Genomic DNA, 22,351 nt, shown 5'->3' with positions numbered 1-22,351 from the left:
AAAATTTACAATACGGTTAGATTCAGAACTTCACCAAACCGTATTAGGGAGATATCAACGAACGCTTCTCATCTGTACAATTGGCGCGATGAGCTACACCCCGGCGGAGGCGATCGCAGAATCATTGAGAGATGGATGTTGTTTTACCTGTAATTCCTGGCGGAGATGTTTATAAGCAGATGGATCTATTGGCATGATAAACTCCCCAAGGAAGTTACCTGGTTGACGGCGGCTACTCAGACCCATATCCTGAAGCAACTCATCAATGTAATGGAATGTAAAAGGAGTTACACATGCTCCACTGACAAAAGCATAAGGTCTATCTTTTTTCCTCCATTCCAACTCTGCTGTTACATCCTCTAGCATCTGTTGTTGGGATGGTAAAGTTATACTACCTTTGACGTACTCTGATAACCACCTAGCACCAATCTCTGCTGATAACTGGGCACAGAAAGTGTAGTTATAACCAACAAAACCCATCTGAGGAACATGAGGGTGAATGAGATGGCGGTAAAGATGGATAGTGCCTTCCTCATCAAATACTTGCCTGTGATACTTCTCTTCTAAAAAGGGGATATCTTGAAGAAATCCTGTACCAAAGACAACAACATCTGCTTGTATTTGCTCGCCGTTATCCAATTCTACGCCATTAGCAAAAAACTTGTTGATTTTTGTCTTGATAGCACGAATTTTGCCTGCACGTACATACTCAAAAAAGCCTTTAGGCACCAAACCGATACTACAGCCAATCAATTTGTTCATAGGTTGTTTGGGCACCATCCCACAAGCATCAAGCGGAAACTGTAAGCGCAGGATAGTCTCATTTAACCGCCAGAATGCCCACACCAATGGCTTCCCAAAACTATGCAGCCACTTTTCCCATCCTTGAAGTTTATGATAGGGCATCCAAGTTTCTGCAAAGCGAGTCAGGAAAATATACTTCAGGTTCAACAGACCGAGAAAGAAGTTAGGGACTTTCCACAACGCTTGACGGAAGACAAGGGTACATTCCTTGGCTTTACTAGCTGCAAGATTTGCAAGATCGGTGGCTGACTTGCCAAAACCGACAACAACTACTCGCTTGCCCTCAATTACAGAGCTGTCATTAAAGTTGTTAGTATGTATTACCTGACCTCCAGCGGCAATGAACTCTTCCATTCCCGGCAAGTTAGGAATGTAGGGAATATCATAAGTGCCATTGCACACAATAACAAAGTCGAACTCGTAATTTTGTTTTCTGATCTCCCGATCGTTTTCTTGAAAGCTAACACTAACCATCCATCCAGTAGCATTTCCTGATTTACGCTCTACTTTAGTTACTTTCGCGCCAAACTGAATTTTTTCTGCTACACCAAAGTGTTGAGCATAGGATTCAAGGTAAGCACATATTTGCTCTCCTGAAGGCCATTCTGGATAAGAGGCTGGCATAGGATAGTCTGAGAAAGCATAAGTGTCTCTGGGATTTTGGATCGATAGTCCTGGGTAAGTCCTCGATCTTTCCCACACACCACCAAGTCCCTGCCGTTTCTCAAACAATGTAACTTCGTAACCTTCCTCAAGAAACGTCTTTGCTGAGACTAATCCACTGACTCCAGCTCCAATCACACATACTTGTTTGACTGTCATATTGGGTTCTCCTAAATTATGAAATTGGTACAGAAATCTGCTGTAGCCGATCGCTAACCAAGCTAAGAGGGTGTTTGAAAAGTCCGGGTATAGTCTAGCCCTTATGCTTAACTGCAACGATCAATCAAAGTTATAGCCCTATACTGAGATACTTCGCTGTGCTAACTATGAGGTCAAACGATCCTTTTCAAACATTTTCTAAGAGGTTGAATGAACAAGTATTTGGCTGTGATTTTAGGCACTTAGAGATCCCCCCTAGCCCCCCTTAAAAAGGGGGGAACTGGAATCAAAGTCCCCCAATTTATCGGCGATTTAGGGGGATCTGAAATGTTCTGCTACCAACGAGAGGACTTGTTCATTCATCCTCTAAGATACCGAGACTATTCTTGTGACTTAATTACATGGGTTAGATATTCATACTGGGACGGCAAAGTTGAACTTAAGTAATTGGCTCTTTCTTTAATTTCCAAAAATGCAGCTTGGGCATTGTGATTTTTGATATGCTCTAAAATGGGCAGGCTGCTTTCAGGCATATAATTTAGCCCCAGCAACATTACTGAATAAGAGTAAGACTCGAAGCCGTGGTATTTCGGATTAATACTCTTATTGCTTGGTAGTCTATTTTTCCATAATCTTAATTTTTCCCGTAGTTCTTCTGGGACTTTGATATTGGTCTTAGTTGCTTTCCAGAATTCTGTGTCGGTGCGATCGCTAGCATAGTAATGAAGTGTCAAAAATTCTCGTACACCATCTATGCAGTCAGCGATAACCTTGTTATAGCTGTGAATTAGCTCTTTATTGAAAGATTTGCTAGGAAAGTGGCTAACTAATTCTTCAATTCCATGTTGAATAAAGAAGATACCGGTAGATTCTAATGGTTCCACAAATCCACTGGAGAGACCAATTGCTACACAGTTTTTCACCCATGAGTTTCTATTGCGTCCAATCCGCATCTTGATATGAGATGCTTGACAATTATCAGCAGCAGTTCCCAAATGCTGGCGAAATTCCTGTTCTGCTTCCTCAGCAGAAATGAATGCGCTGGCATAAACATACCCTGTACCATTTCTACCATACAAAGGTATATTCCAGACCCAACCAGACGAAAGCGCAGTTGCCGTGGTGTAAGGGTTGATCCCATCTTTTTTTAGATCGGTTGGTATCTGCATGGCGATCGCGCGATCGCACAACAGCGACTCTGAATAAGAAATGAATGGCTCATCAAGCACTTTGTTGATCAAAAGACCACGGAAACCAGTACAGTCAATGAAAAGGTCGCCACTAAGAATGCCATGCTCTTTGGTTATGAGGCTATCTATGCTCCCATCTTCAGTTAACTTGGTATCCACCACATCATCAATAATTTGCTTGACTCCCCTTTCCATTGCATAATCTTTCATGAATCTTGCGAGTAGATTCGCATCAAAATGATAGGCATAGGGGTACTGAATCTTTAAATTATCTAGGATACTTTTCTTGACAATATGCTCTTGAGAAAATTCATTTTGAACTTTGTCATCAAAGACTTTACCATCCAGATATCTAGGAGAACTTTGATTGTCACACAGCCAGGGAGTTAGAAAGCAGGCATAATCAAATGCTTCTCGATCTTTCTTCATTTTCAGCCACCATTCCGAGAGATCAAAGCCATCAATCACCTCGTATCTCTGGAAAGGATGATAGAAGTGTTCTCCCTTTGCATTCCAGTTGACAAACTTAATTGCCATCTTGTATGTGGCATTACACTTTGGCATCCATTCATCTTCTTGTAGCCCCAGAAAATCAAAGAATACTTTGATGGTACTAAAAGTTGCTTCTCCAACTCCAACTTTTGTGATGTTAGATGATTCTACCAGCGTAATCTGAATATTTTTATCTAGTGCTTTACTCAAATAAGCTGCCGTCATCCAACCTGCTGAACCACCACCAACAATCACAACATTTTGTACATTTTGTACATTTTGTGACATATCTAAAGTCCCTCTTAAAGTTTAAAATGAAGTCTGGAAGCAAATTTAGCAAAGCTTGTTCAAGATTTTATGCAGCTTTCAATTCTTGCTCAATTTTATGGTTCTCAGCATATACCAAAAGGTCACTTGTAAATTGTGTGAAAACTGTAAATAAGTTCTCAACCAATTCCAAAGCTTCTTGTCGATTTACTTCTGATAGTTGAATATGTTGTAAAATTTCTTCTATTCCAGATTCACCTGTCATGTGACCAGTTTCAAAATCCAGATGAAAATCTGTAAAATATCGACATGGTTTTTCGGTAATTGCTTTAGCTTCTTTGCAAATCTCTGCTGTAGCTGAAAACATGATGTTCCCCGTCGCTTCAGTCACTTCAATAACTATGATTTTCTGAATAGGAGTAGCTTGGCAAGTATATCGATAGAGTTGATAGTTTAACCAGCGAGCATTCTTAGTTTCTTCACCCCAAAGAAACTTTAACGCATCACTAAATTTCAATGATTTGTCAAGTTCTAGGTTCTTCATATCTTCCACAAACCACAGCCAATGATGATCGTCTTCATAAGTATGCTTGTTAATTAGTCTCTGAATCGGATCGTTAGTTGGTTCTACTCGCAAAAAATACTTATTCAGTTCTGCAAAGTTCATAATAAAATGAGCAGCACATGGTGCCCAAGCTAGCCTTTGTCTGTGATTTATAGTTTTGTCTCGCATAAAATTAAACAAGGGCAGTTGAGCATATTCTTGTTTTTTTTGTTCAATCAAGGTTAATACTTCTTGCATATTTGTTGTGCCTATTGTCAATGTTTAATGTTAGAGCGAAAGTTCCTCATACTAGCGATCGCACTCCTAGTAAGTAGGACAATAATTTATTGTGTATTGTGCTACGCATCTCGACAAAAATTTTTCTATACTAGTAAGCACTATACTTACAAGTAAAGTTTTGATTGATACTTTTACCCTTGTGACCTCTGCCTTTTTTTGTGAAGGGTAATATATTTCAATGCCGTTCTAACTTAGAATATCTTCGCCAATTTACAAGTATTGGCATAGAAAAAACCTCAGATTTTACACACTTGTTTTTACTTGATGGCAAAAAAATCAGCCAATAAAATCCTGTATGGTTTTTGTGGAAGGAATTTCTAACACAGTTAATGTAGTGTTTATATTTTTCTATGGATAGTACCCTCAAGGGTACTATTACCGAATGGCACTAAGTTAAGCTGAAGAGTATGCAGCGTAAGGATTGCAGAGGGGCAGGGGGCAAGGGTGCAGAGGGGAATTTCTAAATATCCGAACGCAATACCTAAAACTTGTTCTTTCTCCTCTGCACCCCTGCTGCGATCGCCTTCTTAATCATCTCAACCAGCCAGAGAAACTGCCCACATCCGCTAACTACCGCAATGATGCCATTCCTATTTAGATGTAAAAGTTTAAATCAGGGTCAAGTCAATGCTTGACATTTTTCAATAGTACATTTAACCTATTATTTAATTAACCATTCGGTTAAATAAGAATGTCTACCGATCAACTGAGCGTCACTTTTGCCGCCCTTGCCGATCCTACTCGCCGTGCAATTCTGGCTCACCTGACTAAGGGTGAGGCATCGGTGACTGAGTTAGCCAAGCCTTTTGAGATGAGCCTTCCTGCAATCTCCAAGCACATAAAAGTACTGGAGCGTGCTGGACTTATCGTGCGGAGTCGTGAGGCTCAATGGCGACCCTGCCAGATCAAAGCACAGCCGCTCAAGGATGCAGTGGATTGGATCGAGCAATATCGCCAATTCTGGGAACAGAGACTCGATCGGCTAGATGATTATCTGCACGAATTACAAACTCAGGAGAAGGAAAATGAGTAGCAAAAATGATTCCCCAGATGCTCAATCCCAACGCGAAATCGTTATCACCCGACTCTTTAACGCGCCGCGAGAACTTGTCTTTCAGGCGTGGACTGATGCAAAACACGTGGCGCAATGGTGGGGGCCGAAAGGCTTCACAACCCAGGTGACTGAACTGGATTTACGTCCGGGCGGTAAATGGCGCTATGTCATGATTGGCCCAGATGGAACGGAGTACCCGGTTAAAGGTGTCTTCCGCGAAATCGTACCCTTTGAACGGATTGTTACCAGTGATGAATTTGATGAAGGTTTTGAAAAGGTCGTGAACGCTGACTTGCCAAAGGGAATAGTTGTGACGGCAGTATTCGAGGATTTAGGCGGCAATACCAAACTAACACTCAGAATTATGCATGAGTCTGCCGAGGAACGCCGAAAACATGAAGAGATGGGGGTCATTGCAGGGTGGAACTCCACTTTTGACTGCCTTGACGAATTTTTGACGAACCCGAGGAGAAGTTGATGAAATGATTCGCCTTGCAGTCGCTGCTGGTGGAACAACCTACAATGAACCGCAAGATCACGGTTTTATGTATGGACATGGGTTTGCTGACCTAAATGGCCACATTTGGGAAATTATCTATATGGAGCCTTCAATCAACCAAAGTTGAAAATGCTCCCGACGTAATGCGTTTACAAACAAGCCGTAGTCGATTAATTCAAGTATCGAATCGACTGCGTAATTCTGACTGCTTCTTGGGGAGTAACGTTACTACAATTAGACAATTCTGGTATTATTCCCGTACCAACAAATCTGTAAAAAAGACCATTTTCTGAACCCAACCACTGCGATAGCAATGTTGGTTGTTTGGCATTACCGTATACTCCTTGCTCCAAAACGCTTCTTCCAAATATCGGAGAATTTATTGGGTAACTGCGCGTTCCAGAAGGCAAGTCGCCAATACCACCAGATACTGACTCAATCGCAAAGCATTTATCTGCACTTAAATTTTTGTAAACAACTAAGTAACCCAAGCTGTCAACATTTTCGCGCCCAGCCGAGACTAATACTTTGTCAGCACGAAAATCTGCGGGTATGTAACTTGGTAATGCTACTTTTAACCCTAGCGATCGCAAAACTTTTAATTGAGTCGGTGTTAATTTTGTTACCGAATTGGTTTGTGAAGGTTTGGGTTGAGCGATTACCGCAGCCGTAGAAGCGATAATATAGGCGACAACGCAAGAGAAAGCAAGCTTAACTGAGTATTGGGATAATTTAATCATCACTAACTATACAAGGATACGGATAAATTTTAATGATCGCTGATTAGTCGCACTCTATTTCATCTAGTTAAAGGCATCACAGACACTATTTTTTCAACTTCATTTACCGTAATTTGCGCCAGCCCAAATTGTTCAATTACTGCTGCATTGGTTGTCAAATGCCTACTCACTTTAGCAACTCGATACTGACTTCCCTCTGACGCTAAAGCAGCTGGTAATAACAACTGATCTGCTAGATGTTCATCCACTGCTGCACCAGTTTGATGAAACTCAAGTAATTGCTGACAAGCAATCTCTGCGACTGTCTCCGCCGATAACCTTAAACGCCCAAACCCGCCAAAGCCAGTTAAGCTGTTCTGATACTCAGCAGTTAAAAAAATACCTGCCCCTGGTGCTACACCTCTTTCTCGCAAAGTCTGCACGCGAACTTTCAAATTGGCTTCCCGTAATAAATTCTCGGCACGATTCGCCATCCGTTGCGGAATATGAGAAGGCAATTCTGTCACCACTGCGAGTCCTCGTACCTGTTGTAATTCTCCACGTTCTAGCAAGTTGATTCCGCTTAGTTGAGTCCCGCCACTCACCTGTAACTGGACCTCTCCGCCTCCTTGGGGAAACCACCCCCAAGCGCCTAACTTGACTTGGGACTCTACTCCCATGCGTTGCAGTATGGGCAGATAAACTTGCTCTATGTACGTCACTGTCGGGCTAAAGTTTACATGAGTTCCACCCTTTAGTGTTACCTGAGAATTACCGGATGCTAATGCTAATGGTAAGAGGATTGTCTGTAAAACCAGGGCGATCGCACCCGCAGAACCACCTTGTTGTGCTTTACTAACATCAAAGGTGTAAATTCCCGCTTGCACAGCGCTACCTGGAATGAATTCCAGCAGCATTGAACCCAAAGCATCACCCTGTAATTGGGCATTACAAATTCTACCCGCAGCCCGAACGGCTGTTAAGTGTTGTGCTGCTAATCCTGGCTTTTTGCGTCCAGCGCGAATACCTGCAATCCGTATGGGTTCGCCAGTAATGGCGGCTAGACTTAAGGAAGTGCGAAGAACTTGTCCCCCTCCTTCTCCGTAGGAACCGTCAATTTCAATCATGGGCGATTTTGGATGTTGGATTTTGGGTTATCCCCACAGCTTTTGAAATCAGACCACAAATTATAAACGCCTAATTGCTAGCTTTTTGGAGGCAAGTTACACAAATATAGCAAGGGACTGGGGACTGGGGACTGGGGACTGGGGACTGGGGACTGGGTGAAAAGTCTTCTTGTGTCTAAGTTTCATCATCTGTTGATGTCCTAACCACCAAGGCTTGTGCTATATATAAAAAATGGTCTGAGTATAGCAGAATTCAGAGTTTTGAGTCAGAACCCAGTAGCCTAATAAATCCAAGTAGGACATTCTCAATCTGTCCCCAAAAGTATGATTATGGTGCAAGTCTAGCCTTACCTAAACGCTGCTTTTCGTACCATTGTGCGATCGCAGGTGCCCAATCTTCAAAGTGAGGCCACATCATTTCACACAACTTTTGAATTTCAAGTTGAGCATCTTTTTTATTTCTCAGGTCACAAAAATGCAAAAAAGACCTTAAATTGAAACTAACTACAAAATGCTGGCGATAGTCAAAAGGCACTTTTCCTCTTGCATGTTCTTCAGACATTCCAGCCTCAAAATCAGCTTTATATCGTTTTGCTGCTTCTAGACACCATTCCAAATCTGCTGCTCGTTGCTCTGGTGAATAGTGGTACTTTTTGCCTTGTCTATCAGTGTAATAACCAACAGGACGTAAGTAAAAAACATCTTCTATGTCTTTCTTACCTTCTACTACATCAATAAATTGGTTGCCTGTGTATCTAAAAGATTGGACATCAAATGATACCCCTACACGATGAGTCCGGGCTTGCTGCATAACATTGTGGGGAAAGTAGCCACAGTTGAAAACAATCTGGGGATGCTCTAAAGGCCCATAGTGTCCTCTCTCACCTACTAAAAGTCGCTTAACAATAACTTCGCCGCTTTGTGACTCAGAGGGCCAGGAGTCACGCTGATCAAAAACGAACCCATCGGTATAATCCTGGTGCATCGCGGCGTAAATCACTTGCTGCGGGTTTAGTGTTTTGGCAATAACCTCTACTCGAAATCGATGCATTAGCTTATGGGGAACGGATTTGTTACTGAAAGTGCTTATATACAAGGAGCAAAGCCTGTTTGTTAGACATAGCTCTAAACTCGATCCATTATCATATCTCTGCCTTGGGCTTCTACTTGAGCAGATTAAGATACTTTACAAATGTTAATAAGTTTGTTACAGTTATTTACATAAAGAGAAGACGGGGAAAAATCCATGCGTACAAACACTGCTATAATTGACGACCAAGGCAAACTAAATAACTTTGCGATCGAGCCAAAGGTTTACATAGATGAGCAAGGCGATCGCACTGGCTTCACTCCCTACGCAGAACTGCTCAACGGTCGTTTAGCAATGATTGGTTTTGTTTCTCTAATAGCATTAGAAGTATTCACAGGACATGGTATTGTTGGTGTTCTGGCAAATCTGTAATAACTAATTTTTATAATGTAATTCTCATAAAAATAAGAGATGGTAAATTTACCGTCTCTTATTTTTATGGAAAACTTAGTGCTAAAGTGAAAATATACTGATAGCAAAAGCTCTTAGTTATCAACGTAAAGTTATCAGCTAAATTATGGCTTTAACTGCTTCAACTATGTTGCCGTTAGGCACAAAAGCACCAGATTTTGATCTACCGGAAGTAGTCTTGGGAAAGGCAACTTCACTTTCTACCTTTGCAGAAAAAAAAGCGCTGGTAGTAATGTTTATTTGTCGGCATTGCACATTTGTAAAGCACATTCAACAAGAATTAGTGCAGTTAGGAAAAGATTATTTTACAAGTGATTTAGCGATCGTTGCCATCAGTGCTAACGATGCAAAAAATTACCCTGATGATGCGCCAGAGTCATTACAAGCATTTGCCACAGAACAAGGGTTTAATTTTACCTTATGCTATGACGAGAGCCAGGAAACGGCAAAGGCTTATACAGCAGCCTGCACACCAGATTTTTTTGTGTTTGACGAGCAGCGCCAACTTGTTTATCGGGGACAATTAGATGATAGCCGTCCCAGTAATGGTAAGCCTGTTACGGGCGCAGATTTACGGGCAGCCATTGAAGCAGTGCTGGCGGGTCAACCTGTTACAAGCGAGCAAAAGCCGAGTGTTGGTTGCAATATTAAATGGAAATCTGGAAACCAACCCAGTTATTTTGGTTAAAAGCGATTGGGCATGGGGCATTGGGTATTTCTCCCTATTCCCCATGACTATCAGTGTTTAATTTCCAAATTAAGTATGTAGCATCCCAGTTGGACTTTTTCTGCCCACAATTCATATTCCAGACGCAAATGTTCTGGCAAGGGATGTCCATTGAGAGTTAGGCTACTAGTAAAATTTCGCAAACGAATCGGATCGTTAGGTTGTAATGACTCAGTTGGCAACCAATAGCGACTAATCCCATAAACCCCCTGTTCCCAAAAGTGACGGTAACTTACTTGAGCGTTACCTTGCATAGTCATAATGACCCGGTAAGGAGAAATCTCTAGCCACAAAATTCTGGGACTATTAGGGGCGTAAGCTTTGCTTTTACTTTGAGGAAGTGTATCCTCTGGACTTACTACACTCTCTACTTCGCAGCTAATTAAGGGTGGTGCAGTCAGCAGCAAATGGAATCTATCAGTATCTTTTTGATACAATGTCGCGGCAGTTTCGACAACAGACCAGATTGGTAGGTCAGTGGAAATAAGTGATAAGCACACGGGTTTGCGGTGATGGGTCAGCATGGGAGCGATAAGGGCTAAAAGCTATTGAACAAAGTGAAATGAACACTCTAGCTGTCTAATAGGTCAGGGTACGAAACTAAATAGTAAAACAGGCTTAATATTAATGAATCTGCTGATTTGTTAAGCTACACAAATCCTTATATAAATAGGTAAAATGTCAGCTTAGACAGCAAAAAGGGTACTTTTTCTAGAGAGCTAATTCGTAAGTAAAGCTTGTAAATATTCTAAGGCTATAGTCTCAAAACAGTGGAAGTCATTTTCGATGCTCAGAAACCTTCTTGAGGGAGACTTACCATAAATTGGAGTAAGTTTCATACAGCAAAAAGCGATAGTATACCAGACAGTAAGTCACCAGAAGCGACAAATTAAGTCGCTGATGAACGAACTTCCGGTGTATTCAAAAGCCAGTTTATCTTAATGTCGGCTTCTGTTATAACCGTAGAAACTCACGAAGACTTTTCATCACAAGTTAATTATTCTGTAGCCTTCTTTTAGGCTATCTTTACACCATCGCATTTGGATGACATAGATATTAATAAGCTGTTGTGTTTTTAATTTGCACATTGAGACAGCAGGGGAGCAGGGGGGCAGAGGGGCAGAGGGGCAGAGGAGCAGAGGAGAGGGTTTACAGGTTTTACTTAAAAGATTATGAGGCAACTTGTAAGCGCGACAGCTTACCAATTCTCTAGAAGGCTTTACAAAGTAAAGTTTGGCAAGACTTAGAGCAAAATCCCTTTGTTCTATGCAACCTCACTATTAATCGGTATAACCCGCATTTCTCACAAACAAGCTTGAGGGGAAGCATGGACAGAGGAGGAGAGAGGAAGGAACTTGGTATTTGAACTCTCCCCTGCTCCCCTGCTCCCCTGCTTCTCTACTCCTCTGCTCAAGCGCAGGCTTAATCGAGATGTGGTGAGAAATCTGGGTATAACCATACTCTAATGTTGGGCGCTTTAGTTAACTGCTACGCGTCTACGCAACGATCGCAATCTCAAGCGAAGTAAACTAGAATCTATATCTACTTATTTTGGAATGGGCGCTGAGGTAGGGGCGACGGATGTTTTAGCTTATCCTGTCTCCCCTACAGCTTGTAATGATTTTCTTGGCTCTCCAACCTTGTTACTTAATCATTGCTGTTAAGGATTTTGGGAACTTTGAAAAATTCGCCTTCTTGTTCAGGCGCACTGTTAAGAATGCTTTCCCGGTCAGGATAGGGTTGCAATCGATCCTCTCGTGTAATATTGCTGACATCAATTGCCCGTGTTGTTGGGGGCACATTACTGACATCAAGTTCATCCAACTGTTGAATATAATCCAGAATACTTCCTAACTGGGTAGTGAATTGTTCCTCTTCTTCTGGAGTCAATTCTAAACGAGCAAGATTAGCTACTTTATGGACTTGTTCTTGGTCAATCATATTTTTTTAGTTAGGAGTGAGGAGTTAGGAGTGAATGATTCATAATTCCCAACTCATCATTTTTAGAAGAATACGTCAATTTGCGATCGCCCGGTGGTTTTTAGCCAGTTTTGGGCTTCGATGTAGTTATTGGGAGCCATGCGAATAGCTCGAATCCAATAGTCTGCGGCTTGGTCAAAGAGTGCTTCGCCAGCCTCGTTATCTCCACTTTCTTTTTCCTTTTCGCCTTGGTAATGGTAAATTACGGCGATGTTATTTAAGGCTTGGGGTAGGCGTGGGTTTAACTCAATTGCCTTGTGATACAGTTCTAAAGCTTTATTGTGGTCGCCATTACTGGCATAGATTAGCCCCATATTGTAGAGAATATAGCCGCGATCGTTGGTATCTTCCTCTAGTGTTAGAGCTTCTTCATAGTATTCCAATGCTTCAGCGTATTCCCCTTCTGCTTGGGCCGACATGCCATCTCGATAATAAACAAACGCTTCTTTTGCTTTTTTGTTAGTTGGCAGGATCTTCAGGATGATATCCGCCATCACTGTAAAGGATTTGTCAACAAAATTATCGTTTTTTTGTGTTCTAGGCATATTTTTCTCTGGGTATGGGGCATGGGGCATTGGGCATGGGGCATTGGGCATTGTTCCCTCATCTCCCCAATCCTCTAGCACACTCAATAGTTAATTTAACTGATTTGTGGGGACATTCTTTTCACTTAATGGGATAATGCACTCTGGACTATGATGCCGAGAGTTGTTTACCAAGGTGCTAACTGGATAGGCAGTCATTGCTGGCGCTGGATAGGGACGCAATAGCTCCTGTAGGGTTTGAGGCGTTTGCACTTGAGAATCTAGCCATAAATCGTAATCTTTTGGCTCTAGAATTACTGGCATCCGCTCGTGGATAGGTTGGAGTAATTCGTTAGCTGCCGTTGTCAAAATTGTACAAGAAATTACTTCCTCGTTAGCAGGCGATCGCCATCTCTCCCACAAACCGGCAAAAGCGAAGGGTTGCCTATCTTGAAGACGAAAATAAAATGGCTGCTTTTTACCTTGTTGGCGTTGCCACTCATAAAAGCCATCAGCTAGTACTAAACAGCGTCGATGCTTAAAAGCCGAGCGAAAAGCCGGTTTTTCGGCAACAGTTTCTGCCCTAGCGTTAATCAGTTTTGCCCCCATTCCTGCATCTTTTGCCCATGAGGGAATTAATCCCCAATACAACTGTTTAAATTCACGCTTTTCGCTTTCAGGGTTTTGTAACACTGTTGCCACCATTCGCGTCGGTGCAATGTTAAAATCGGCAGCTAAATCTAGAACTGGCTCGACATGAAAAACTTGAGCTAAAGCTTCTGCTGACTGGTTTAGAGTAAATCTTCCACACATACTTTTATTCTCGACCACTGATTCAACTAAACATCTCAATCTAGAACTCAATTAAATATTATTTTTATTTTCTCAGATAATTTTCTCTAGTACTCAAAAGCTAAGTTTTAAAATCAATTATCCGGTTTTGGGAAAATTTTTTGGTAAGATGTTCTATTTTAAAGCTTCACTTATCAACATATTGTTAACTGTATTTTAGCATGGAACTACTGCGTTTGTACGATTTTTTACCTTCCGGTAATGGTTATAAGATCCGTCTTTTATTCACACAACTAGGTATGCCTTTTGAGAGAGTAGAGCTTAACATTTTAAAAGGCGAGACTCGAACACCAGAATTTTTAAGTAAAAATCCTAACGGGAAGATACCTATTCTCGAAATTGAGCCAGGGAAATACTTGGCAGAATCAAATGCTATATTGGTATATCTGAGTGAAGGTACAGAATTTTTACCTCATGACCGCTTTTTACGAGCGCAAGTACTGCAATGGTTGTGCTTTGAACAGTATAGCCATGAACCATTTATTGCTACATTAAGATTTTGGATTTCTATTTTAGGTAAAACTGAAGAATATAGTGAAGTTATTAAGCAAAAACGCGAACCAGGTTATGCAGCACTTAACTTGATGGAAAAACACTTAACCTCTCACATTTTTTTTGTGGGAGAGCGTTACACGATTGCTGATATTTCCTTATTTGCTTACACTCATGTAGCGGACGAAGGTGGGTTCGATTTAACACAATTTCCTGCTATTCAAACTTGGATAGAAAGAGTCAAAGCTCAACCAAGATACATTAGTATTACACAAGCATAACTTGAGCAATTAAATTAAAGCGAACAGCTATTTACAGCGGTTTTCATTTACATGAGGTACAAATTTACGGGTTTTGAGGCAGAAGGCAGGAGTTAGAAAGAAACTCTTTATGTTTGATCAATCAGTCCTGCTACACCTTACTTACTGACAATCTGCTGTATATCCATGTAACAATAAGTAAAGAGCCAGAGAACTAACTCTCTGGCTCAAGGTTGGAGACAAAAAAATCATCAAATAAAGGCTAACTTGGGTAAGAACCTAAATTCTTCCCAGGTTATGCAGCCCTAAAACAGCGCCTACTCCTAAGATATGACCAAAGGCGGTGCTTGCTAAAAGGGCTGGTAAACCAAAACCACCAAAGAGATTAGCTGAGGGTAGTCCTGGTTCTGCATTGGGATATTTGATGGTAGATTTAGCAAAGGCAATGGCAATGATATTAGCAATAATGATAATCAGTCCAACTGTCGGACTCCATTGCAGGGGTGTGGTTGCAGCAGCGAGTAAGGTTGAAGTAAACACCTGATTTGCTCCTGAGATTTATTAATGATTGAAAATATAATCTGAGACTTTTCGACGCAAATTCAACAAAATACCCAATTTTGCATCAATATTTAACAGTTATTCTCACTACTTAATACAACTTGCTCTCAATGTGGTGAGTTAACTGTGCTAGCTGGTTTGAATTTAAACGTCAGAAGCCAGCAGTTCATTTGTTTAAAATTATACCTATTTTTCAAATAACCATGAGAATTATATAGAGGTTAGTACTTACGCACTGTACAAAATAATCATCTTGTGTATTAACGTAAATACGTCGTTTCAGCCTTTTACAAACCATCATTTGTTAGCTGCGATCGCAAAAAGGTAGTTGAAAAATCTAGCTAAAAACCCTGAAAAGCATAGCTGCTATTTTGGCTTTTCTGTCAATGCGTAAGTCCTAGAGGTTTATACAAAGCAAATTTTAGTCACAGTTTTCGGGTTGCAAAAATAACATATAGTTTTGCCTGTGAGCGACTTAGCTACATTCGAGATTTCTTGTAAACTTTAAAACTCATAATTTAAGCTTATACTTCACTTTGTAGTGAATTTTTGATTTTCCTGGTTGCTTACACCCACTAGGAAAATCAAAAATTTCATCCCCTTGTGTTTGGAGTTGTTGGGCTTAGTGAATATAATTCCTAACCCCTAACTCCTACTATAGGAATCCGGTTTGATTTGGAGAAAATATCCGTAGGATGTGTTAACGACAGTGTAACGCATCAAACCCTTGATAATAGTGCGTTACGAACTCCGTTCTAACACACGCTACAGTACCTAATTTCGTTCAAAATCAAATAGTAATCCTATATCACTTTGTGCAACTAACATTAATGCGTCTATCAAGGGAATTATATTTGCACAAATAAAAATATAATTTTTATCTGTCGAAAGTATGAGATACAAGTAAAGATTTTGGTCTATCAAAAGAAATTAAATATAAATAATTTATCGAAAATTATACTTCTGGCAGAAGATGTTAAAAGAAAATATATTAGATATATTAAACTTCAACAAATATTTATCAAGGTTCCTAAACAATTCAGGTAAGTGTGCTATACACGAACTTGGAATAGCCTAAAACTTTGTTAAAATCAGCAACACACAAACTATGAACTCTACGACCGAAAAACGTATCGCCTTAATTTCCGTCCACGGAGATCCGGCGATTGAAATAGGCAAAGAAGAAGCTGGGGGACAAAATGTTTATGTGCGCCAGGTGGGTGAAGCACTAGCGCAGCTGGGATGGCAAGTTGATATGTTTACCCGGAAGGCGAGTCTAGAGCAAGACTCAATTGTTAAACATAGCGATAATTGTCGAACTATTCGTTTAAAAGCTGGGCCTCTTGAGTTTGTACCACGAGATGAGATTTTTGAATATCTGCCTGAATTTGTGGATAATTTCCTCAAATTTCAAGTAAAAAATGAGATTACATACCAGTTAGTTCACACTAACTATTGGCTCTCTAGTTGGGTAGGAATGGAATTAAAGAAAATCCAACAGAGTAAACAGGTTCATACCTACCACTCATTAGGAGCAGTCAAATACAATACTATAGAAAATATTCCTCTAATTGCTAGTCAGCGATTGACTGTGGAAAAACAAGTGTTGGAAATAGCAGAGCGAATAGTGGCGACAAGTCCGCAAGAACAGCAACACATGCGATCGCTAGTTTCCACTGAAGGTAATATCGATATCATCCCCTGCGGTACAGATATTGAGCGCTTTGGTTCCATTGGGCGAGAAGCAGCCAGGGCGGAACTGGAAATTGCCAAAGATGCCAAAGTTGTATTATATGTAGGGCGTTTTGACCAACGCAAAGGTATAGAAACCCTAGTCCGTGCGGTAAATGAATCTGGGCTGCGTGACTCCAAGAATCTCAAGCTAATTATTGGTGGTGGTAGTACTCCAGGTAACAGCGACGGCATTGAGCGCGATCGCATTGGGCAAATCGTTCAGGACTTAGGAATCACTGACTTGACTAGCTTTCCTGGCCGTCTCTGTCAAGATATTTTACCAACTTATTACGCAGCTGCCGATGTCTGCGTTGTCCCCAGTCATTACGAACCCTTTGGACTGGTTGCGATCGAAGCGATGGCAAGCGGTACACCAGTTGTAGCTAGTGATGTCGGCGGACTTCAATTTACTGTAGTGAATGAAGAAACTGGTTTATTAGCGCCACCACAAGATGTAGGTGCTTTTGCGTCTGCCATTGACCGAATTCTCTTAGATCCAGAGTGGCGAGACGAATTGGGTAAAGCTGGCAGAAAACGTGTCGAAAGCAAATTTAGTTGGCATGGTGTCGCAACTCAGTTGAGTGAACTTTACACACAATTGTTGGAGCCATCAGCAAAAGAACCTGCATTGCTTGTTAAATAGTGTTTCAAGCAACCTAATATACTTCAAATAAAATCATCTTACATACCGATAAATTCTTTTGGAGAGAGACGCAAAATCTTGCGTCTCTACATTTTTTATCAAAACAGAATTCAGAATTCTGTACGAGTGGCGGATAGTGGAGCGTAAAGCCTACGGCATAGCAACTCTTAGAGACGCTGTTCGCGAACGCTTAGAGGTTGTTTTAAAAGTGGTATGTTGTGATTTTAATCGAATTATTACCCCCCTTAATCCCGCATTTCTCACAAGCTTGAGGGGCAGAGAGGCAGGGGAGGCAGGGGAGGCAGGGGAGGCAGGGGAGGCAGGGGAAGCAGGGGAAGAAAAAACTAATACTCGCATTTCTCACAAGCTTGAGGCGAAGGAGGGGCAGAGGGGAAAGAAATTGGTATTTGAACTCTCCTCTGCTCCCCTGCTCCCCTGCTCAAGCGCAGGCTTAATCGACATGTGGTGAGAAATCCGGGTTAATCCCCCCAATATATCGAGGGGAAACCGTAAAATCTGGTTCCCTCCCCAATATATCGGGGAGGGTTAGGGTGGGGTAATAAATATTTGATCCATCAATCATAACTTTTCAAACATCCTCTTAGAGCGAGTCCGCGAGCATCTTGGTTCTGACTCCTGAATTCTTCTTCAAGGGATCAATTGAGGGATGCCTACATTATTAGAGATGATAGAAGTATACTGAGCATCGACCTTTGAACGCGAACGGCTATGCAACCAGTTGACTTTACCACCCTAACAGCTACTTGTAGCGAAATACGCGCTAACTGGCTGCCCTCGCGCACAGAACAGGTTTACCAGCGCGATCGCTACACTATTGCCATTGCATTACGCACCCTGAAACAGCGTGATTGGTTACAAATTTCCTGGCATCCCCAAGCTGCACATATTTGTATCGGCGATCCACCACCGCGATCGCCAGACACTTTTACTTTTAGCCAACAATTAATACACCAATTGGGTGGTTTGGCCCTAGTGGGTATTGAAGCGATCGCCCCTTGGGAGCGTGTTATCGATTTGCAATTTGCCCGTCGTCCTGGAGAAAACGCCCTATATCATGTCTATGCAGAAATCATGGGCAAATATAGCAACGTCATTCTCACTGACGCTAGCAATATAATTATCACCGCAGCCCATCAAGTTAGTCAGCAGCAATCCAGTGTCCGTCCCATCCAAACCGGACAACCTTATGAAACACCACCCAAACTGACTGGAACTGTCCCCAGTTTGAGCGAATCCCAAGAACGTTGGCAAGAACGGGTAACTTTAGTGCCAGGAGCAATCAAGCGGCAATTGCTGAAAAGTTATAGTGGTTTGAGTGCAGCATTACTAGAGTTAATGCTGCTAGAAGCAAATATCGCACCAGAAACATCCACCGATACTCTCAACCCCGACGATTGGCGACGGCTATTTGAGCGTTGGCAAGAATGGCTGCAAGCTTTAGATTCCAAGAAATTTCAACCCGCTTGGACAAAAGATGGCTACACCGTAATGGGTTGGGGTGTAGTTGAAAAAGTTAAAGATATCCAGGAGTTACTCAACCGTTACTACAGTAACCAAATTGACCAACAGCTATTTTCCCAATTGCGCCATCAGTTAAGTCAGAAATTGAATAATATTCTGACAAAATTACGGAATAAAGCTCAAACCTTTACAACGCGCTTGCAGCAATCAGATCGAGCCGATGAATATCGACAAAAAGCTGATTTATTAATGGCTCACCTGCAAAACTGGCAACCGGGGATGAAAGAAATTATTCTTGCTGATTTTGAGACAAATTTGCCAGTAGCGATCGCTCTGTTGCCAGATAAAAATGCCGTCCAAAATGCCCAAAGTCTTTACAAACAACACCAAAAGCTCAAACGCGCTCGTGCTGCCGTCGAACCGCTACTGTTAGAAGTACAGACAGAAATTGAGTATTTAGAACAAGTAGAAGCTGCGATCGGCCAAATAGACACCTATCAAACAGCAGAAGATTTGCGAGCTTTAGAAGAAATTCGCGAAGAGTTGATTGGACAAAAGTATTTAGAAGATCCAGAATATCGCAGCCGCAGTGCCAATGAACCCCCCAGCACCAACTTTCATCGTTACCTTACCCCTAACGGCTTTGAAGTATTAATCGGTCGCAACAATCGTCAAAATGACCAATTGACCTTTCGTGTCGCTGGGGATTATGACTTATGGTTCCACGCTCAAGAAATTCCAGGGAGCCATTTACTCCTACGGCTAGAACCCGGTGCTGTTGCAGAAGAAGCTGATTTGCAATTTGTCGCTAATCTTGCCGCCTACTACAGTCGCGCCCGTCAAAGCGAACAAGTGCCAGTAGTTTACACTCAGCTAAAACACGTCTACAAACCCAAAGGAGCAAAACCGGGAATTGCAATTTACAAGCAGGAGAGCATCCTCTGGGGAAAACCACAAATAGTCATTGATCATTAGTCATTGGCAAAATGAAAAATTACATCTTTCCCCCCTGCTTCCCCTGGTTACTCTGCCATCTATGCCCTGCGATTTGCTGAATTACTCTAACAGATAGAAGCTTTTAAGTTTTGCTCATATCTTTTTTTGATGAATATTCAGGAAAAAACTGTGTTGACTGTTACAATATTGTTAAGAAAAGTTGCCCGTTGCATTTTGGGAACGCGCAATTGGGTTTTAACTCTCTTGAGAAGACAACGCAAAAAACATTTTCTAGACCAGCTGTGGGAGGCTGGTCTTTTTGTCTTCAACCTACTAACCATATATTGTGATGATGGGATATTGGGCTTAATTGAAGCGATCGCCTGAGATAGATTTTAAACCTGCGTGCATCTAGCTCTTAACAAATATCCACTCCACCACTTTAATGGGGGCTGACTGAAGTGCTTCACTCAGTTCGGCGCTGCTTTCAAATTCTACCTGAAACAACTCACAGGCTTCGACGTTCACCGTAAATTGTTTTTCCTGAAACGGCCAAGGTTTGACAGTAACCAAGCCATCAAGACGCTGCATGATGTCGTAGCGCTGATCGTCGGGGCCTTTGCTAATTTCTAAAAACCGCTCATCGTCAGGTAGTTCCTGCTGACAGAGGATGAGAGAAAGGCGATCGCACCATTGCATAAACACATAAGCTGCATCAACTTCCTCCTTTTTGATACCGAGTTCTTTGCGCCAACGTTGCTGGTTTTGAAGTTGTTCATCTAAAAGTTTGTCTAGTTCTGGAAAATTACCCCGGCTTGACTCATTTAAATGGCTAATGTGCATGGAAATTAATAGAGCCACCCACCTACCTCGGTAGCGAGCATTCTTTGCTAGTTCAGCCAATTTACTAATCCCAATCTCTGCATCCTTTTTTGTGACGAGAGTAAAATCCTTTGGCGCACCTGCTTCAGTCAGAAGGTCTTCTTCCCATTCTTTCTCTAAATCATCATGATGAGAAATTGCAGCTAGCGTTTCATAAAGCCGTACTGGAGCATCTTGAGATCGCCATTGTCCTGCTAATTGACCTGCTAGTAAAGCATGGGCACGGTGATAAATAATTTCCCAACCATTTGGCGTAGCATTGACAATCACAAATCAATCTCCTGACTTTAAGTTTTGATTTGAGAGCAGCTCACATAAATTTAATTTTTTAGGAAGCTAATTTCTCAATTAATAATTTTAGTTTGCTGAATATTTACTGCTATTACATCTGACTTGCGATATATTCTGTAGTACTTCTAAATCATTTATAAAAATAAATTAACCGCAGAGGCGCAGAGAGTGCAGAGAGAGGAATCGGAGATTTTCACTACTCATTTAGAATCGCTATATATCATTCTAATTTTATGTCAGGTTCTAACCAGTCAGCAAAATAGTCGCTTCCATTAATAAGTATTCTTTTTTGTAAGAATAATTAAGCAGTCTTGCTATTATTTTTAATACCGCTTCAGCTAATAATACAATCCGAACCTGGATTCCATAATTTTGTTTTTAACAATACAAGGAATTAATACCTGAGTTAGCCTCTCACTAATGATTATTTTGAAGAGTCAGTGAGAGAGCAAAATATCTACATTTGCTCATTGGAATTATTGATAATTCTCTGAAAAAGCAGATGATATCAAATCCAACCCATACATATTTTTGTGGGATTAGCCTATCAGCTAGTTTATGTCAAAATCCTATCAGAGAAGCTATTTTAATTTAACGCTCCCAAAGCAAAAAGCCCATCGGCTTTTTACTTCAAACTCTGCATTGTATGCCAGGAACCGGACTTGAACCGGTGACACGAGGATTTTCAGTCCTCTGCTCTACCAACTGAGCTATCCCGGCTGGGGCTTTTGTGAGCCACGATTAATAAATGTAGCAAACATCCCAAAATATAGCAAGCCCTTGGAGAAAAAAGATTTATGCGGCTTTCAAATTCAACTTAAACCAGATGAAAACCGCTACAAATAGCAGAAATTGGACAAGAACAATACTTGGGCCAGAAGCAAAGTTGAAAATGCCTGAGACAATGATGCCAGCAATGCTGCTAATGGAACCAACTATCACCGATATAACTAGAAAGCGGCTAAAGTGGTGACTCATCAATTTGGCAGTAGATGCAGGAATAACCAAAAAAGCGTTCACCAGTAAAACGCCAACAGCTTTAATCGCTACAGCAACGGCAAGTGAAAGCAAGACTACAAAGATGTAGCGGTACAACTGGACGGGAATACCTTGAACTTGCGCTACATCGGGATTAAGGGTCAACAAAATTTGCTGCCGCAGGGTTGATAGCAAAAATATGCTACCTCCCACAAGTACTAGCAGCGTCAAAATCAAATCTGTGGTATCGATCGCTAGAATATCGCCGAACAGCACAGCCATCAAGTTGCCACGATATCCTTTAATTAGGCTCGTGAGAATTAAACCGATCGCTAATGCCCCAGATAGCACTATGCTCAGGATGCTATCACTAGCTAAATCGGTTTTGTCGATGAAGTAGAGGACAATCACCCCAAAAACCAAGGTAAAAGGTAACAGCATCCAAGTAGGATTTATTTGTAGCAGCACGCCTAACGCCACACCTACTAATGCTGCATGACCAACCGCATGGCTGAAAAAGGATAACTGGCGCAAGGTGACAAAACTACCCAACATCCCACCAAGTATCCCCATTAACACAGCACCGACGATCGCACGCTGTATAGAGGCAAGTAGTAACAACTCTAGCAAGTCATTACTGCTTGCGATCGCTAGGCTTGCTATCTGACAATCATTGAAAAAATTCATACT

At 41.5% G+C, this 22,351-nt stretch carries 21 protein-coding genes and 1 tRNA gene; 8 read left to right on the top strand and 14 right to left on the bottom strand.

The annotated features are described in order from the left end of the window. Positions 1–93 precede the first annotated feature (93 nt). From V7K42_RS25630 to V7K42_RS25620, 3 genes are all read right to left on the bottom strand, one after another. Positions 94–1,626, bottom strand: a complete 1,533-nt coding sequence (locus V7K42_RS25630) for a flavin-containing monooxygenase (RefSeq protein ID WP_334920069.1) — start codon at positions 1,624–1,626, stop codon at positions 94–96. Between the two features lie 380 nt (positions 1,627–2,006). Beyond that, a complete protein-coding gene (locus V7K42_RS25625; protein WP_334920067.1) occupies positions 2,007–3,596 on the bottom strand; it encodes a tryptophan halogenase family protein in 1,590 nt (529 codons plus the stop codon). Between the two features lie 67 nt (positions 3,597–3,663). Further along, a complete protein-coding gene (locus V7K42_RS25620) occupies positions 3,664–4,377 on the bottom strand; it encodes a hypothetical protein (protein WP_334920065.1) in 714 nt (237 codons plus the stop codon). A 733-nt stretch (positions 4,378–5,110) separates the two neighbouring features. Here V7K42_RS25620 and V7K42_RS25615 point away from each other — a divergent pair. After that, on the top strand, positions 5,111–5,452 hold the full coding sequence (locus V7K42_RS25615) for an ArsR/SmtB family transcription factor (protein ID WP_334920063.1): 342 nt from the start codon (positions 5,111–5,113) through the stop codon (positions 5,450–5,452). Next, complete coding sequence (locus V7K42_RS25610; RefSeq protein WP_334920061.1) at positions 5,445–5,951, top strand: SRPBCC domain-containing protein; 507 nt, start codon at positions 5,445–5,447, stop codon at positions 5,949–5,951. Before V7K42_RS25615 ends, V7K42_RS25610 begins: the two co-directional genes overlap by 8 nt. 191 nt (positions 5,952–6,142) lie before the next feature. Here the strand turns inward: V7K42_RS25610 and V7K42_RS25605 are convergent, their stop codons facing one another. The 3 genes from V7K42_RS25605 to thyX all read right to left on the bottom strand — a co-directional run bounded on the left by V7K42_RS25605 (position 6,143) and on the right by thyX (position 8,869). Continuing rightward, complete coding sequence (locus V7K42_RS25605) at positions 6,143–6,712, bottom strand: hypothetical protein (protein ID WP_334920059.1); 570 nt, start codon at positions 6,710–6,712, stop codon at positions 6,143–6,145. Between the two features lie 59 nt (positions 6,713–6,771). Beyond that, positions 6,772–7,818, bottom strand: a complete 1,047-nt coding sequence (gene rtcA, locus V7K42_RS25600) for an RNA 3'-terminal phosphate cyclase (protein ID WP_334920058.1) — start codon at positions 7,816–7,818, stop codon at positions 6,772–6,774. A gap of 328 nt (positions 7,819–8,146) precedes the next feature. Beyond that, positions 8,147–8,869: an FAD-dependent thymidylate synthase gene (thyX, locus tag V7K42_RS25595; protein WP_094328712.1), complete on the bottom strand. Its 723-nt coding sequence runs from the start codon at positions 8,867–8,869 to the stop codon at positions 8,147–8,149. 195 nt (positions 8,870–9,064) lie between these two features. Between thyX and V7K42_RS25590 the strand changes: the two genes are divergently transcribed. Both V7K42_RS25590 and V7K42_RS25585 read left to right on the top strand, forming a co-directional pair. After that, positions 9,065–9,280: a chlorophyll a/b-binding protein gene (locus V7K42_RS25590; protein WP_334834676.1), complete on the top strand. Its 216-nt coding sequence runs from the start codon at positions 9,065–9,067 to the stop codon at positions 9,278–9,280. Between the two features lie 145 nt (positions 9,281–9,425). Then, entirely contained in the window at positions 9,426–10,007 is a 582-nt protein-coding gene (locus tag V7K42_RS25585; protein ID WP_334920055.1) for a thioredoxin family protein, read from the top strand. 50 nt (positions 10,008–10,057) lie between these two features. Here the strand turns inward: V7K42_RS25585 and V7K42_RS25580 are convergent, their stop codons facing one another. The 4 genes from V7K42_RS25580 to V7K42_RS25565 all read right to left on the bottom strand — a co-directional run bounded on the left by V7K42_RS25580 (position 10,058) and on the right by V7K42_RS25565 (position 13,363). Continuing rightward, positions 10,058–10,570, bottom strand: coding sequence for a hypothetical protein (locus tag V7K42_RS25580; RefSeq protein ID WP_012409900.1), 513 nt, complete (start codon positions 10,568–10,570; stop codon positions 10,058–10,060). Between the two features lie 1,123 nt (positions 10,571–11,693). After that, a complete protein-coding gene (gene gatC, locus V7K42_RS25575) occupies positions 11,694–11,987 on the bottom strand; it encodes an Asp-tRNA(Asn)/Glu-tRNA(Gln) amidotransferase subunit GatC (RefSeq protein ID WP_094328715.1) in 294 nt (97 codons plus the stop codon). 62 nt (positions 11,988–12,049) lie between these two features. Continuing rightward, the gene (locus V7K42_RS25570) at positions 12,050–12,571 is read right to left on the bottom strand and encodes a photosystem I assembly protein Ycf3 (protein ID WP_334920053.1); all 522 of its coding nucleotides are present in this window, start codon (positions 12,569–12,571) and stop codon (positions 12,050–12,052) included. A gap of 90 nt (positions 12,572–12,661) precedes the next feature. Next, positions 12,662–13,363: an SOS response-associated peptidase gene (locus V7K42_RS25565; RefSeq protein ID WP_334920051.1), complete on the bottom strand. Its 702-nt coding sequence runs from the start codon at positions 13,361–13,363 to the stop codon at positions 12,662–12,664. A 200-nt stretch (positions 13,364–13,563) separates the two neighbouring features. Between V7K42_RS25565 and V7K42_RS25560 the strand changes: the two genes are divergently transcribed. After that, positions 13,564–14,175: a glutathione S-transferase family protein gene (locus tag V7K42_RS25560; protein WP_334920049.1), complete on the top strand. Its 612-nt coding sequence runs from the start codon at positions 13,564–13,566 to the stop codon at positions 14,173–14,175. 258 nt (positions 14,176–14,433) lie between these two features. Here V7K42_RS25560 and psaK read toward each other — a convergent pair whose 3' ends face one another. Next, positions 14,434–14,694, bottom strand: coding sequence for a photosystem I reaction center subunit PsaK (psaK, locus tag V7K42_RS25555; protein WP_094328718.1), 261 nt, complete (start codon positions 14,692–14,694; stop codon positions 14,434–14,436). Between the two features lie 1,129 nt (positions 14,695–15,823). Here psaK and V7K42_RS25550 point away from each other — a divergent pair. The 3 genes from V7K42_RS25550 (at position 15,824) to V7K42_RS25540 (ending at position 19,897) form a co-directional block, all read left to right on the top strand. Next, positions 15,824–17,092 carry a glycosyltransferase family 4 protein gene (locus V7K42_RS25550; RefSeq protein WP_334920047.1) on the top strand — a complete coding sequence of 423 codons (1,269 nt, stop codon included), beginning with the start codon at positions 15,824–15,826 and terminating at the stop codon, positions 17,090–17,092. A gap of 729 nt (positions 17,093–17,821) precedes the next feature. Continuing rightward, positions 17,822–19,549 carry an Rqc2 family fibronectin-binding protein gene (locus V7K42_RS25545; RefSeq protein ID WP_334920045.1) on the top strand — a complete coding sequence of 576 codons (1,728 nt, stop codon included), beginning with the start codon at positions 17,822–17,824 and terminating at the stop codon, positions 19,547–19,549. 153 nt (positions 19,550–19,702) lie between these two features. Next, complete coding sequence (locus V7K42_RS25540; protein ID WP_334920043.1) at positions 19,703–19,897, top strand: hypothetical protein; 195 nt, start codon at positions 19,703–19,705, stop codon at positions 19,895–19,897. Between the two features lie 24 nt (positions 19,898–19,921). Here the strand turns inward: V7K42_RS25540 and V7K42_RS25535 are convergent, their stop codons facing one another. The 3 genes from V7K42_RS25535 to V7K42_RS25525 all read right to left on the bottom strand — a co-directional run bounded on the left by V7K42_RS25535 (position 19,922) and on the right by V7K42_RS25525 (position 22,348). Then, the gene (locus V7K42_RS25535; RefSeq protein WP_334920041.1) at positions 19,922–20,662 is read right to left on the bottom strand and encodes a DUF3891 family protein; all 741 of its coding nucleotides are present in this window, start codon (positions 20,660–20,662) and stop codon (positions 19,922–19,924) included. A gap of 668 nt (positions 20,663–21,330) precedes the next feature. Next, positions 21,331–21,403 (bottom strand) — tRNA-Phe (locus V7K42_RS25530). A gap of 75 nt (positions 21,404–21,478) precedes the next feature. Further along, the gene (locus V7K42_RS25525) at positions 21,479–22,348 is read right to left on the bottom strand and encodes a metal ABC transporter permease (protein WP_334920039.1); all 870 of its coding nucleotides are present in this window, start codon (positions 22,346–22,348) and stop codon (positions 21,479–21,481) included. Positions 22,349–22,351: the final 3 nt, after the last annotated feature.

Origin of the sequence: Nostoc sp. (assembly GCF_036917455.1) — a bacterium.
Taxonomy (GTDB): domain Bacteria; phylum Cyanobacteriota; class Cyanobacteriia; order Cyanobacteriales; family Nostocaceae; genus Nostoc.
The sequence above is the reverse complement of the archived record's forward strand: the minus strand, read 5'-3'. Positions and strand labels throughout refer to the sequence as shown.

Bases quoted from the DNA above. Each gene is read 5' to 3' on its own strand.
- V7K42_RS25525 (WP_334920039.1), bottom strand. From the start codon at position 22,348: ATGAATTTTTTCAATGATTGTCAGATAGCAAGCCTAGCGATCGCAAGC.
- V7K42_RS25585 (WP_334920055.1), top strand. From the start codon at position 9,426: ATGGCTTTAACTGCTTCAACTATGTTGCCGTTAGGCACAAAAGCACCA.
- V7K42_RS25565 (WP_334920051.1), bottom strand. From the start codon at position 13,363: ATGTGTGGAAGATTTACTCTAAACCAGTCAGCAGAAGCTTTAGCTCAA.
- V7K42_RS25610 (WP_334920061.1), top strand. From the start codon at position 5,445: ATGAGTAGCAAAAATGATTCCCCAGATGCTCAATCCCAACGCGAAATC.
- V7K42_RS25620 (WP_334920065.1), bottom strand. From the start codon at position 4,377: ATGCAAGAAGTATTAACCTTGATTGAACAAAAAAAACAAGAATATGCT.
- V7K42_RS25580 (WP_012409900.1), bottom strand. From the start codon at position 10,570: ATGCTGACCCATCACCGCAAACCCGTGTGCTTATCACTTATTTCCACT.
- V7K42_RS25550 (WP_334920047.1), top strand. From the start codon at position 15,824: ATGAACTCTACGACCGAAAAACGTATCGCCTTAATTTCCGTCCACGGA.
- V7K42_RS25630 (WP_334920069.1), bottom strand. From the start codon at position 1,626: ATGACAGTCAAACAAGTATGTGTGATTGGAGCTGGAGTCAGTGGATTA.
- V7K42_RS25605 (WP_334920059.1), bottom strand. From the start codon at position 6,712: ATGATTAAATTATCCCAATACTCAGTTAAGCTTGCTTTCTCTTGCGTT.
- gatC (WP_094328715.1), bottom strand. From the start codon at position 11,987: ATGATTGACCAAGAACAAGTCCATAAAGTAGCTAATCTTGCTCGTTTA.
- rtcA (WP_334920058.1), bottom strand. From the start codon at position 7,818: ATGATTGAAATTGACGGTTCCTACGGAGAAGGAGGGGGACAAGTTCTT.
- V7K42_RS25615 (WP_334920063.1), top strand. From the start codon at position 5,111: ATGTCTACCGATCAACTGAGCGTCACTTTTGCCGCCCTTGCCGATCCT.
- V7K42_RS25590 (WP_334834676.1), top strand. From the start codon at position 9,065: ATGCGTACAAACACTGCTATAATTGACGACCAAGGCAAACTAAATAAC.
- V7K42_RS25560 (WP_334920049.1), top strand. From the start codon at position 13,564: ATGGAACTACTGCGTTTGTACGATTTTTTACCTTCCGGTAATGGTTAT.
- thyX (WP_094328712.1), bottom strand. From the start codon at position 8,869: ATGCATCGATTTCGAGTAGAGGTTATTGCCAAAACACTAAACCCGCAG.
- V7K42_RS25545 (WP_334920045.1), top strand. From the start codon at position 17,822: ATGCAACCAGTTGACTTTACCACCCTAACAGCTACTTGTAGCGAAATA.
- V7K42_RS25625 (WP_334920067.1), bottom strand. From the start codon at position 3,596: ATGTCACAAAATGTACAAAATGTACAAAATGTTGTGATTGTTGGTGGT.
- V7K42_RS25570 (WP_334920053.1), bottom strand. From the start codon at position 12,571: ATGCCTAGAACACAAAAAAACGATAATTTTGTTGACAAATCCTTTACA.